Consider the following 13,411-nt stretch of genomic DNA (forward strand, 5'->3'; position numbering starts at 1 on the left):
GCCCGACCGCCGCCGACACCCGTAGCATCGACCGAATGCCCGACACCGCACCTCCCGACGTGCCCACGCCCGCGATCGACGTGCCCACCCCGGCGACCGACACCCCCGCCGACACCCCCGCCGACGTCCACGCCCGCCGTTTCGTCCGCGTCCGCGGCGCCCGCGAGAACAACCTGCGCGCGGTCGACGTCGACGTCCCGCGCGACAGCATCGTCGCCTTCACCGGCGTCTCGGGGTCGGGCAAGTCGTCGCTGGCCTTCGGCACGATCTTCGCCGAGGCGCAGCGCCGCTTCTTCGAGTCGGTCGCCCCCTACGCGCGGCGGCTGATCGCCCAGGGCGGCGCCCCGCACGTCGACGAGATCACCGGCCTGCCCCCGGCCGTCGCCCTGCAGCAGCGCCGCGGCGCCCCGAGCTCGCGGTCCACCGTCGGCACCCTGACCACCCTGTCGAACTCGATGCGGATGCTCTATTCGCGGGCCGGCAGCTACCCGGCCGGGGCCGACCGCCTCGAGTCCGACTCGTTCTCACCGAACACGGTCGCCGGGGCCTGCCCGCGCTGCCACGGGCTCGGCATCGCGCACGAGGTGACCGAGGCGTCGGCCGTCCACGACCCCGGCCTGAGCATCCGCGACGGCGCGATCACCGCCTGGCCGGGAGCCTGGCAGGGCAAGAACCTCCGCGACGTCACGAGCGTGCTCGGCTACGACATCGACCGCCCCTGGCGTGACCTGCCGCAGGCCGATCGCGACTGGCTGCTCTACACCGACGAGCAGCCCGTGGTCGAGGTGACCCCCCAGCGCGACCGCGTCGCCAAGCCGTACAAGGGCCGCTTCTGGAGCGCCCGCGCCTTCGTCATGCACACCCTCGCCGACTCGCAGAGCGAGACCCAGCGCACCAAGGTGTTGCAGTACGTCGAGAGCGGGCCCTGCTCGCTCTGCGGCGGCAGCGGCCTCACCCGGGCGGCGCTCGCCGTGACCTTCGCCGGTCGCACGATCGCCGAGCTGAACGCCCTGCCGATCGCCGTGTTGGGCGACGTCCTGCGGCCGACGGCGACCCTGACGAGCGCGTCGGCCGCGGTGTCGAACGCGTCCTCGGGCGAGGTCACAGAGGTCGCCGTCCGCATCGCCGCCGACCTGCTGGCGCGGACGACCGTGCTCGACGACCTCGGGCTCGGCTACCTCAGCCTCGGCCGCGCGACGCCGACCCTGTCGCCGGGCGAGATGCAGCGGCTCCGCATCGCGACGCAGCTGCGCTCGGGCCTGTTCGGCGTCGTCTACGTGCTCGACGAGCCGAGCGCCGGCCTGCACCCCGCCGACGCCGAGTCCCTCGTCGAGGTGCTCGAACGGCTGCGGGCCAGCGGCAACTCGGTGTTCGTCGTCGAGCACGACATGAGCATCGTGCGTCGTGCCGACTGGGTCGTCGACGTCGGCCCGGGGGCCGGAAGCCAAGGAGGCGCGGTGCTCTACAGCGGGCCCGTCGCCGGGCTCGCCGGGGTCGCCGACTCCGTCACGAGGCGGTTCCTCGACCCCTCCGCCGACGGTCGCGCCCGGGGCGGGTCGCCCGTCCGCCGCGAACCGACCGCCACCCTCGAACTGCGCGGCGTCACCCGGCACAACCTCGACGGCGTCGACGTCGACCTGCCGCTCGGCGTGCTGACCGCGGTCACGGGGGTGTCGGGCTCGGGCAAGTCGACCCTGGTCGGCGGCGTGCTGGCCGAGACGGCGACGAGCCACGAGCGGGTGGACCGCGTCGTGCAGGTCGACCAGAAGCCGATCGGCCGGACCCCGCGGTCGAACCTCGCGACGTACACGGGCCTGTTCGACGCGGTGCGCCAGGCCTTCGCCGCGACCGACGAGGCGCGGGCCCGGGGCTACGGCGCCGGACGCTTCTCGTTCAACGTCGCCGGGGGCCGCTGCGAGGTCTGCCAGGGCGAGGGGTTCGTCTCGGTCGAGCTGCTCTTCCTGCCCGGCAGCTACTCGCCGTGCCCCGAGTGCCACGGAGCCCGCTACAACGCCGAGACGCTCGAGGTCACCTGGCACGACGCGACCGTGGCGGACGTGCTCGCAATGACGGTCGACGAGGCGGCGACGTTCCTCGCCGAGGTGACCAGCGCCTCCCGGGCCCTCGAGACGTTGCGGCAGGTCGGGCTCGGCTACCTGAGACTCGGCCAGCCGGCCACCGAACTCTCGGGCGGCGAGGCGCAGCGCATCAAGCTCGCGACCGAACTGCAGCGGGCACGGTCGGGCCACACGCTCTACCTGCTCGACGAGCCCACCACGGGGCTGCACCCGGCCGACGTCGAACTGCTCGTCACGCAGCTGCAACTGCTGGTCGACGCGGGCAACACCGTCGTCGTGGTCGAGCACCACATGGGTGTCGTGGCGGCGTCCGACCACGTGATCGACCTCGGCCCCGGGGGAGGGGATGCGGGGGGACGCGTGCTCGCCGTCGGCACGCCCGAGCAGGTGGCCGAGGCGACCGGCAGCCGCACCGCGCCGTACCTCGCGGCGGCGCTGCCCGCCTGACCCGGCGAGAGCCGGGACGCCGAGAACCGAGGAGGCGCGGTGCAGCCGACCCGCGCCTCCTCGGTGTCGTCGTCGGTCGGGCTACGGCGAGACCATGCCGCCGTTGACGTTGAGCGTCTCACCCGCGACGAAGCTCGACTCGGCCGACGCGAGGAACACGTAGGCCGGAGCCTGCTCGGCGGGCTGGCCGGCGCGGCCGAGCGGGGCCTCGCTCGAGCCGAACTCGGGCAGCGACTCGGGGTCGACGCCGTCGGTCACCTGCAGCACGGTCCAGGTCGGGCCGGGCGCGACGACGTTGACGCGGATGCCCTTCGTGATGAGCTGCTGCGCCATGCCCTTCGACAGGTTGTTGACCGCACCCTTGGTGGCGGCGTAGTCGAGGCGGTCGGGCGCGGGCGTGTGGGCCTCGGCCGAGGCGGTGTTGATGATCGTCGAGCCGGGGGCGAGGTGCGGCACGGCGGCCTTGACGATCCAGAACGGCGCGTAGACGTTGGTGCGGAAGGTCAGGTCGAACTGCTCGTCGGTGATGTCGGCGATGTCCTCGTGCCAGACCTGCTTGCCGGCGACGTTGACGACGGCGTCGAGGCCGCCGAGTCCGTCGACCGCCTTCTGCACCAGTTCACGACAGAAGGAGGCGCTGGTCAGGTCCCCGGGGATCGCCACGGCCTTCTGCCCCGCGGCCTCGATCAGCGCGATGACGTGGTCGGCGTCGGACTGTTCGCTCGGCAGGTAGTTCAGGGCGACGTCGGCACCCTCGCGGGCGTAGGCGATCGCGACGGCGGCGCCGATGCCCGAGTCGGCACCCGTGATGAGGGCCTTGCGCCCCTGCAGGCGTCCCGTGCCGCGGTAGGTCTCCTCGCCGAGGTCGGGGACGGGCGTCATCTGCGACTGCAGGCCGGGCTCGTCCTGGTGCTGCACTTCGGGGCTGATCGTGGGGTAGAGCGTGCGCGGGTCGGAGAAGGTGTACTGGTCGCGGGTCATGCGGGGTCCTCTCTGGTTCTGGGGTGCCCTGGACGCTACGCCGGACCGCCTCCGCCGACGCGGCGGGTTCGGGGTACGGGCCCGGACGCAGCGGACGAGTGGCCGCGGATCGTGCTCGCCGTGGTGGCGGAGGACGATCGGCGACCACTCGTCCGGGTCGTCGTGCGGGCTAGAGGCCCTGGGTCATGATCAGCGCGCCGGCGATCATCGAGCCGATGTTGGCCAGGATGCCGACGAAGCCGAGCACGATGCCGACCGTCGCCATGGTGCGGGCGGCGGGCTCGCGCTTGCGCGACATGAAGCCGAGCACGACGGCCGCGATGGCGAGGAGTATCCACAGGACGGGCAGGAACAAGCAGAAGACGATGCTGACGATGCCGAAGACGAGCGACAGGACGCCCATCGTCTTCTTGGTCGTCGTGGCGGGGCCGGTGGTGCCGGGGCCGGGGTAGGGGGTGGCGTCGGTCATGTCGGGTCTCCTCGGAATCGGGGTGAGCTTTTCTCGTCGACGGTACCGACTTTCGGGGTGTGAGGGCCGCGCGGTCGGCCGGCGCGACCCGACGCGGCGCGAGGAGCGGTGGCGGCCGCGGCGGGTCGTCGGCGGAGTGCGGGGGACCCGTCAGCGGGTGACCGCGAAAGCCGGAGGAGGCGCGTCCACCGTCGTCACCGTGCCGCACGCGATGGCGCGGCTGATCCGTTCGACGAGTTGGTCGGGGACGGGGCGGCCCCAGCCGAAGGCGACGGTGTCCTTGGCGCGTCGGTGGGGGGAGACGTCGCCTTCGAGGGCTTCGTCGAACCGCGGGACGGGGTAGATGCCGAGGTGGCGGGTCCAGGCCGCGAAGTAGAGCGTCTGCCCGTCGTCGAAGCGGATGGCCGGCATGCCGTACCGGAGGCTCTCGACGCCTCCGGCGCACCCGGAGTGGATGGCCCGTCGCACCCGTTCGAGGGCTTCGCGCTTCTCCGGCGGGAACCCCGCGATGTACTGATCGACCACGCTGTCGCCCATGACGAGTCCTCTCGTTCGCTGGGCACCAGTGTGCGACGGATAGTCCCGTGCCGCCAGCCCCCGGGGTCGAGCGCTCGGGTGCGGCCGTCGACGCGACTCGGGGCACATCTCGACATGCAGTGCTCACGTCGCCCTGCCATTGATCGGTGCTCTTCTCCACTGTTGACGGACGGGTTCTTGCGAGGCGGACCTGCGAATTGCCGATAGCCCGTCCTTTCGCGAGCTGAGTCACAACATCGCCCAGGCTTGACCCCTCATCGGTGATCACTACTCGTCGATAAGAGTCAGGCAAAGACTGGGTTCGGATCGTTGTCGTGGATCAGCCGCCGCTCGTGGAGCAGGCCGGCATCGTCGCCTCAGCTCTCAGCTCTCAGCTCTCAGCTCTCAGCCCTCCGCATCGTCGACGTCGCGATCGAGTCCATGGGCGAGTACGAGCGCCCGCCCGAGATGTCGGCCTCTATCGACGACGTGGAGCCGCTGCGCACTACGCCACTGGTCGCTGCCGTGCTGATGAACCGCACCGTCACCAACGCCAACAGCACGCCGATGTTCCGCGAGCTGATGACCGACGAGGGACACATGGTCCTGTCGACGACCATTCCTCGGCGAGAGCCCATCGCCCAGGCCTTCGGAGGCCCGGTCACCGACCTCGGCAAGTACGCCGACGCCGCCGACGAGATCGAGACGCTGGGAGCAGGACGATGACCAAAGCGGAAGAGCTGCGAGCACGAGCTGCCCGCGCGACGCAGAGAGCCGCATCGACGACGCCCGAGCAGAACCAGCCCGGAGCACCCGCCGCCGAGGCGACACCAGCACCCCGGCCGAACGTCATTCGAGCTAAACCCGTACGCATCACCGCAGACCTGTCTCCTCAGGTCTACCGAGGCCTTATCGACTACGCGGCAGGCCTCGCAGAGGCTCAGGGCCGCGTCCGCGTCGCGCACGTGCACGTCACCCGCGCCCTCGTTGCAGAGCTGCTGGAAAACGACGAGCTACAGGGGGCCATCGCCCGTCGCGTCCGCGCGCAGCTCGACGACTAATACGTCCGTAGTTCAGTAACTACGGATTTACGCTACTGGCCGTCTAGCGCCTCAAGGTCTGTGGCCCAGCGCTCCGCGCCGCTCGAGCGCCACTCGACGGCCCGGTAACCCTCGTCTCTCAGGCGCTCGTCTGCTTCTGGGACGGGGTCCTGGTGGCGATCGCGGGTCGGCAGGATGACAATGGTGGATTCGCCGGTTTCTGGTGCGAGAGTCAACAGCCATGCACCGCCTCCGCCGGATGAATTGACCGGCACGTCGCGGTGGATATAGGCACTTTCGGCCAGCGAGGTCTTGGCCAGCACAGTACGGCCTCACCGGCCCTCGTTCTTGGAATACGGCTGTGAGATCAGGCGTCGGCGCGGGGGAGTGTCACGACCGAATCGACCGCGGCCGCGTGCCGCACGAGCGCCCAGTAGACCGTTGCCCGCCCCACGCCGAACAGTTCCACCAGCTCGGCGACCGTGTGGTCACCGGCCCGGTTGAGCGCCACCATGTGCCGCTCTTACATGGGGGAGAGCTTGGGCTTCGCCCGCACCTTCGCCGTGGCTATGCCCTCGCGCATGCGCGCCCGGATCACGTCGGATTCGAACTCGGCCACCATCCCCAGGACGTTGAACAGCAACCGCCCGACGGGGTCGGTCGGGTCGTAGACCGCCCCGCCGAGGTTCAGTCGCACCTGCCGGAGTGTCAGCTCCTCGGCGATGTCTATTGCGTCTCGTAGCGATCGCCCGAGACGATCAAGCTTCGTCACGACCAGGTGTCGCCCTGCCGGCAGGCCGCCAGGGCTTCCCTCAGCCCCGGCCGCTCCCTATTGGTCCCGGTCATGCTGCGGTCGCTGTAGATCCGTTCTTGCGGCACTCATAGAGCGCTGAGGGCGTCTCGCTGCGCGGTGAGGTCCTGGGCGTCGGTGGAGACGCGGGCATAGCCGATGAGGGTCCCGGTGGTCCTGCCGTCGGTCTCACAGAGGGCACCATCACCGGAACTAATTTCAGACGGCCTATCTGGAACGGCTCCCCGCCCGAAGATTCGGGGGAGTGGTCGCAGCTGCGGATCGACCGGTGAACGATCAGGGAATGGAAAAGACCTAGAACCAGTCATGCGCGATCCCTTTCGAAGGTCTCTCTGTAAGCCGTTGTTCCTTGAGAGCTCGGTCTGGCGAGCCTCTGGGCTGTGCATCTAACGGGTTCGTCTGCAGCGCATGTCGTGTCCGCGTAGAAGTACTCAAACTGCGCGTAAAGCGTGGACCGGCCGAAAAGTTTGCCCTTTGGCCTAGTCAGTAAGGAAAAACCCATCCCCGACAACGCGGCCGTACCAAACGAGGAAAGACGAACCGGGGGAGAGGTAGGGCCAAGCCTCATCATGCAGAGGCATAACCAGTGCCTCTTGGCTTTGTCCTCCAACCCATGGTCTCTGAGCAGTCAGCACCACCGTTTGATCAAGGTCGAAGAATCCAGGATTTCGACTTGAGGTACGTATTACTAGGCTTGTGGTTTTGGCTGGGAGGGGCGAAGTGAGTCCTCCTTCGGACGGAGGAAGTAGGCGGATAGCCGCGGAGAAGGTGCGAAATTCACTCATTAGATTTCCTTCCCATCAGTTGTCCACTGATCTGTTGAACATTTTCCTGCCCACGAATGTATAGGCCCGGTCCTTCACCAGCAGCTTTCATAGGTTCGGCGTTCGCGACAACGGATTTCGGTGCTGAACCTCTTGTAAGCGTTTGGTCTCCGATTCCCGCGCTCTCATATTTTTGAGCGAGACTCACGGCATCAGATCTTGATGTGAAGAAGTACTTGCCCTCGAGGCCGTTGGCGAGGCTGTATCGCCCGGAAGCTGCGAGGCTGGCTGCTTCTTCCGTCCCCACAGTGCGCCAGACTGTGACTGAACTACCCGTTGTCGCCGGTACAGATGCACCTGCCGATACAGAAGCAAACGCCGCTACGCTAACTGTGGCCTTTATGGCGTCGTTGTGGTTGTGCTGGAAGTCTGCGACCCATGCCAGGGCGCGGATGGCCGCGTTATTACTGGTCCTGTGTCGCTGAAGCGCTCTTTGCCAGAGCTGCTCAGCCAGTGCGTTGGACTGGGCAATGCGAATGTCTTCCCTGGTGGGTTTGGCCGCTGGTGCGGGTCGCATCCACGTCCGATAGCCATCTGTCCTCATGTTCTTCGGCGTCGAGGAATACGAAAGCTGCCGGGCTTTTACGGAATAACCGAGGAATTTGCCCTTGGTCGCTCCATTGTTGACGGCCTTGTTGATGCCGCCTTGACGCTTGGTGCCGTTCCCGCGGCAGTCATCGCGGACGCCGAGCGCGCAATTCCCGGAGGGGTCGGCGTAGGTCACGGGGTTGTTAGCACTGTAGGAATACCCGTTGTTCTGTAGAGGGTTCGCCGGCGCAAGGACCGCGTCCACAGAGAGGAACCTGCCCAGGGTGGCGTCGTATGCACGGGCGCCGAGTTGAGTGAGCTTGCCGAAAGCGGATTCGGGTGCGTTGAGGAAGCCGTGCTTGCTGGTCCAGGCGACGGGAGTGCCTCTGGTGTTTCCGTAGGGGTCGCTGTAGCGGCGGGTGATCTTGCCGGTGGCGACGTCGACTTGCATGTCTGCCGTGCCGTTGAGATCGGTCGCCAACCAAGCCAGCGTCCCGGTCGTGCTTCCCGTAGCACTCGTTCGCTCAGCGATGGGTGCGCCGCCGAGCGAGTACGTCCTCACGCCGGTCACCGTGCTCGAGCCTGCGGACCCGGTACGTAGCTCCGTGTCGCCTAAGAACAGGGCGGCGCCATCCGTGGGGTCGATGCGCATGAGAAGGCTGCCATCTGGGCCGTAGATGCTCCTCTGGGCCTTATCGCCGATCGTGATGCTCGACAGGCGCGATTTCGGGTCGTAAGCCAGGGACTGTCCGTTCGGTCGTGCGGTCGTGCCGCCGGCGGCGTCGTAGCCGTAGGAGGCTGTGGCCGTCCCGGACGCGTTCGTCGACGTGACGGATGTGACGGCGTGGGGGTGGGCAGAGCCTGCCGCGGGGTAGGCATATGTGCTCGTCGTGTCGCCGGCCGTGCTGTGCGCGGTGGTGGAGAGGCGGTTGCCGGTGGCGCGGTCGGTGTTGTAGCTATTCCAGTAGCTGGCCGGGCCGCCGAGAGACGCTGTGGTGGGTGACGGCGTGCAGTTGCCGAGGGCAGCTGTCCACGCTTCGGTGAGTTGTCGCAGGGAGTCGTAGCGGTAGCACTGGGTGTCAGTCGTCGTAGGTTGCACGTTCGTCGCCGAGAGGACGTCGCCAATGTCGTTGCGTGTATAGGTGCGGATCGACTGCTTGACGGCGTTGGCGCCGGTGCCGGTCTGCTCGCTGATCTGCAAGACAGCGCCGTCGGCCGGGTCGTAACCGTAGGTCGAGTACGCCGGCGTGGTGCCGTAGCGGTTGTACTGTGCGACCTGGCCGATGGCGGTGTACACCACGCCGCCGTACGACGCTGCCCCGGAAAGGCCGGTGAGCCCTCCGAGGCCGTCGTAGGAGTACCGGAGGTTTTCTGCGGGAAGGTCTCCAGCCTTGGGGTTGCTCTGGGTCGCGAGCGTGCCGTCCTGGTTGTAGTACAGCGCGACCTTGTAGCTCAGACCGGCGAAGGCCGGGGCATCCGTGGGGAGGGTGAGGGTGCTGCCGGTGGGGCGGCCTGCAGCGTCGTATCCGATAACGGTGCTGGTGTACGCGCTGCCGGGAGTGCCGGGTTGGCTGCCCTCGTAGCTACTGGCGGACGTGAGACTTCCCTTGGCCAGGGAATCGTAGGTCCAGGAGTTCAGCAGTTTGCCGCTCGCAGTGCCTTCATATTGGGCGGTGGTGCGGTCGAGGGTGTCGTAGGCGGTGGTGAGGGTGACGCCTCGGGCGTCGGTGGAGCTGAGCTTCCGGCCGGCGAGGTCGTAGGTGTACGACGACGTTCCGCTGTCGGGGTCGACCGAGGTGACCATTCGGCCCATGACGTCAAAGGACCAGGACCAGGCGTTTCCGACTGGGTCGGTCATTCCGGTCATCGCTCCGCGGGTGTCGTAGGCGTAGGTCGTTGCCTGCTGCACGGCCGAAGCGGTCGGGGTGGCTGCTTCGTACTGGATGAGCTTGGTCTGACGGCCCAGAGCGTCGGTGATGCTGGTCGTGGGGACGCCACCGGCGGGTGGTGTGGTGTCGACTCGATCGGCTCCGGGGTATGCGTTGGTCGCCCGGTAGCGCTCTTTTCCGTACGAGCTGGTGATGGAGGCGGTCGCACGTCCGGCCCCGTCAAAGACGGTGCTGTTGCGGGAAGCGATCTGCTGCTGGTTGTCGGGCACGAATAGGGCGCCGGAAGGGGCCGTGGTCGTGGTCCAGTAGGCGTTGTTGGTGGCCCAGACGCGGCCGGCGGCGTCGTACTGACTGTCGGTGATGACCGAGCCGCCACCGTAGGCGGGGCTTTGGGTCTGGACGATGTCGCCCAGTCCGTCATACAGCGAGACGGAGGTGGTGGTCCCGGTTGAGGTGAGAGTTGTCGTGGCCACGCTCGAAGGCGCGGTTCGCGTCATTGAGTAGGCGAAGGCGATCGATGGGGTCGTGTTCGAGGCCTGGGGGCGTCCCGGGAACCAGGCCGCGGTGCGTCGCCCGAGTGCGTCGTACGTTGCGGTGATGACCCGGTTGTTCTGGTCCGTCGCTGAGAGGACCAGGCCGCGTGCGGGGTCGAAGGTCGTGGACGATGCCCAGTTGTACGGGGCGGGGTTCGTCGTCGTCATCCCGGTCACGGGGCCACCGGTAGTCGGTGTGAAACTCGTTGTGGTCTTCCGGCCCAGCGCATCGGTCTCGGAGGCTGAACGGCCCATTGCGTCGTAGGTAGTCGTTCTCGATGTGACCCAGCGGGCGCTGGCCGCGGTGGTTCCCGTGTAGGTCTCTACGGTCTGTCCGCTGCTCACGAGTCCCTTGGTCGGCATTTGGCCGAGGGTGAGGCCGTCGTAAAGCGTCCGGGCAGCCGAGATCGCATCGCGCGGGTACACGGCGGAGGCAACGTCGGCGCAGGCAGCGGCCGTCGTACGAGTCTCCTGGGGTAGGCCGATCAGCCACGCGGTCGTGTTCGCCGGTGCGTAGGTGGTCTGGGTGCAGGTCGTCGGAACGCCGGTGCCGGAGGTCTGCTCGGACGTGGCGAGCCCATAGGTGGCCTCGTACTGCGTGGAGGTCTCGGTGCGCTGTGTGCCGCCGGTCGACAAAGGTGCCGTCGTCACTTCGCTGGCGTCGTCGACAAACCTCGACGTATTCGTTCCGTCGTTCGCACGGACGGCTGAGGCGTACGGGGTGGTGATGGTCTCGGACAGCGCTGCGCCACCGACGCCGTTGAGGGTTTTCTCGCTCCGCAGTTGTCCCGCGAACCAGGCGGAGTCGACGACTCCGGGGAATCCCGTGACGGCGACAGATTTGGTACCGCCGGCGGGCGCTGCCCGGTCGCCGTCCATGCCTCGGTAGTAGGTGTAGGCGGTGGTCTGCTGCAGGGCTGGGGTCGAGGCGGAGCCGATGCGTTCTTCGACGGTGTCGTAGCCGGCGTACCGGGACCACGTGCGCCGGTTCGCGGGGGTGGTGGTGGAGTCGTCGTATTTCCAGCCGGGTTTGCCGGTGTAGACGTAGTACGTCTCTCGCGGGGTGTCGTTGCCGCCGCCGGTCTTCGGGTCGGCGATGACCGAGGTGACGACGTACTTGTGGAACAGGTCAAGCTTGGGCTCTTGTGCCGGGACCATCTCTGGGCTCCACCACTGGGGGAAGCATCGGCGGTCGTTGTTCTGCACGTTGGCCAGCAGCGTCGAGGCTTCTGCGGGGGTGCAGTCCTTGGCGGAGTAGTTGACCGAGGTGACGGCGCCGGCGGAGTTCGTGATCGACGAGATCCGGTACTTCACCAGAGGTGCCAGGCCATCGACCGCCCAGACGCGGTTCTGCATGGGCACACCAACGAAGGTGGTCGCGGGTTCGGCAAGGGTGGTGGTGCCGGCGTAGCCGGTGCGGACGATGTCGGTCAGCCACAGGACGGGGTTGGTGCCGTCGCCGGGGGAGGGGAAGGAGTGTCCGAGTTTCCAGCTGTCGACGTTGGCGTAGGTGGTGCCGGATCGGTACTGGGTCGTGATGGTGTTCAGCATCCCGTTCGTGAAGAACGTGGGAGAGACCTTGCCGGTGCACGTCGCGGTGCAGAGCTGGTCGAAGGGCACATCCGGGTACGCGCTCGGCGTCGCCGGCGTGGTCGCGGCGGCATTGATCGGCAGTTTGGTACACGAGGCACGGCTGGCGTCACTGCAGCGGCCGTAGTCGTCGTACCCGTACACCACACGGTTCGTGGCAGCGTTCGCGGTGTAGATCGTGCTGGCGGTGAGGCCGTACTCGATGCGGTCGAGCTGGCCGCCACGAGTGTAGGTCGTGTTCTTGGCGGTGCCGGTCGTGTACTGGGCGTACTTGTTGGTCTCTGCGTGGTAGTAGAACGCTTCAGCGTTGCCGTGGACGTCGACGACGTAGTCGAGGTTCCACCGCCAGCCCTGCATGCAGGAGGAGTCCACGAACGAGGCGGCGTTGCAGGGCTCGCCGGCGTCGTTACCGAACACGGGCACGGTCCAGGCGGAGTTCGTGACGGGGTTGCCGGTGGCCCAGCCGGGTAGTTGGTGGCGTCCGAACCAGTACTGGGTGCCGTCCGTGGTCGTCAGGCGCCAGCAGGAGGTGTCGTAGGTACCGTTCGGGGCGCAGCCTGCGGCTGTGCCGGTCAGCTTCTCGATCCTGGAGCCGTCGTCATCAGCCAGGCGCCAGGCACCGGTGGCTGTGTCACGGACGAGTTTGCCGGAGTGACCACCGAGGGCCAGGGTGGCGTTCTCGCCTGCCCAGCAGAGGTCGCCGGAGTCTTTCTTGGCTCCGCTGGTTCCGGTGTCTTGGGCGCAGGTGGCGTAGCTGCGTTCGATGAAGCCACTGCCGGTCGCGGTCCAGCCGGCACCGACGGCAGAGGGCTGATTGTTCGTCGATCCGGTTTCACCGTCAACGGACTGGGAGTCGTAGACCACTCCGACATCCGGGGTGGGGCCGGCCGGGGGAGAGGGAACGGTCATGGGGTAGGACCAGTTGAAGTCACCCGTCTGAGTCGACACGTCCCAGGCCCCCGCTGCCTTTAGCGGGGTGGCGGTGAATGAGCCGGTGCCGGTGCTCGAGGTGGCGGTGGCCACGGCAGCCATCATCACGGCAGAGCGCTGAACTGTCGGGGTTGCCGTGACGGACTTGGAGTTGGAAGAAGACGGCACCGTCGTGGCGGCAGAGAGCGGGACGGTTTTTCCCGTGGCGGGGACTTGCACCCAGCGGACACGGTTGCCGTAATCGGCCCCGAACTGACTCTCCAAGTACTTCGCAGGAATGCTGACCGCAACAGGTGCGGTCGGCGCCGAGGCAGGGGTTTCGAGCTTGATGACGAGACCTGAAAGGCCACGAGCAGCAGCAGTTTTCTTATCGACGATGGCGGCGGTGACATCGGTGGACGTCTTGGCGCCCGCCTCCGCTTCTTTGGCTGCGGCCACCGCAATGCCGGTCGATCCGACCTTCATCCATTGACCAAGGACTGTGGTGGCGCCTGAGTCCTCGGTCGCCTCGATGGCAATGGCCTTTGATTGCTTGCCAGATCCCAGATCGATCGTTGTGGGTTTGGACGGGGCGAGGATCTCAGACGCCACCGGGGAACTTAGGGACGTGTCCGCAGTAGTGCCGTCGGCGAGCTTGCTGGCGCTGGTGCCTGGTACTGGCTTGCCAAGGTCAGGCTTCGGGTCACCCGCGGCATAGGCAGGAGCACCGGACAAGGTCGTGACGATCAGGGTGGTGGTGGCCACTATCGCCACCCCTGCAACCAGGGACCGGATG

General features: G+C 67.5%; 8 protein-coding genes and 1 pseudogene. 3 read left to right on the plus strand and 6 right to left on the minus strand.

Annotation, left to right across the window (positions count from 1 at the left end; genetic code table 11):
• Positions 1 to 35: 35 nt before the first annotated feature.
• Positions 36 to 2,525, plus strand: a complete 2,490-nt coding sequence (locus ASE87_RS12645) for an excinuclease ABC subunit UvrA (RefSeq protein WP_082452593.1) — start codon at positions 36 to 38, stop codon at positions 2,523 to 2,525.
• 81 nt (positions 2,526 to 2,606) lie between these two features.
• Here ASE87_RS12645 and ASE87_RS12650 read toward each other — a convergent pair whose 3' ends face one another.
• The 3 genes from ASE87_RS12650 to ASE87_RS12660 form a co-directional block, all read right to left on the minus strand.
• On the minus strand, positions 2,607 to 3,506 hold the full coding sequence (locus ASE87_RS12650; RefSeq protein ID WP_056228951.1) for an SDR family oxidoreductase: 900 nt from the start codon (positions 3,504 to 3,506) through the stop codon (positions 2,607 to 2,609).
• 169 nt (positions 3,507 to 3,675) lie between these two features.
• Positions 3,676 to 3,975, minus strand: coding sequence for a DUF4190 domain-containing protein (locus ASE87_RS12655; protein WP_056228954.1), 300 nt, complete (start codon positions 3,973 to 3,975; stop codon positions 3,676 to 3,678).
• 150 nt (positions 3,976 to 4,125) lie between these two features.
• Positions 4,126 to 4,512, minus strand: a complete 387-nt coding sequence (locus ASE87_RS12660; protein WP_056228959.1) for an iron chaperone — start codon at positions 4,510 to 4,512, stop codon at positions 4,126 to 4,128.
• Positions 4,513 to 4,932: 420 nt separating this feature from the next.
• Between ASE87_RS12660 and ASE87_RS12665 the strand changes: the two genes are divergently transcribed.
• Both ASE87_RS12665 and ASE87_RS16165 read left to right on the plus strand, forming a co-directional pair.
• On the plus strand, positions 4,933 to 5,217 hold the full coding sequence (locus ASE87_RS12665; protein ID WP_056228962.1) for a hypothetical protein: 285 nt from the start codon (positions 4,933 to 4,935) through the stop codon (positions 5,215 to 5,217).
• Entirely contained in the window at positions 5,214 to 5,552 is a 339-nt protein-coding gene (locus tag ASE87_RS16165; RefSeq protein ID WP_157489871.1) for a DUF2274 domain-containing protein, read from the plus strand. Before ASE87_RS12665 ends, ASE87_RS16165 begins: the two co-directional genes overlap by 4 nt.
• 32 nt (positions 5,553 to 5,584) lie before the next feature.
• Here the strand turns inward: ASE87_RS16165 and ASE87_RS16170 are convergent, their stop codons facing one another.
• From ASE87_RS16170 to ASE87_RS12675, 3 genes and pseudogenes are all read right to left on the minus strand, one after another.
• Positions 5,585 to 5,854: a hypothetical protein gene (locus tag ASE87_RS16170; protein ID WP_157489873.1), complete on the minus strand. Its 270-nt coding sequence runs from the start codon at positions 5,852 to 5,854 to the stop codon at positions 5,585 to 5,587.
• A 44-nt stretch (positions 5,855 to 5,898) separates the two neighbouring features.
• A pseudogene (locus tag ASE87_RS12670) lies at positions 5,899 to 6,482 on the minus strand (recombinase family protein).
• Between the two features lie 637 nt (positions 6,483 to 7,119).
• A complete protein-coding gene (locus ASE87_RS12675; protein WP_157489875.1) occupies positions 7,120 to 13,380 on the minus strand; it encodes an RHS repeat-associated core domain-containing protein in 6,261 nt (2,086 codons plus the stop codon).
• Positions 13,381 to 13,411: the final 31 nt, after the last annotated feature.

It is taken from the genome of Frigoribacterium sp. Leaf44, assembly GCF_001421865.1.
In the GTDB taxonomy this organism is placed as follows: domain Bacteria; phylum Actinomycetota; class Actinomycetes; order Actinomycetales; family Microbacteriaceae; genus Frigoribacterium.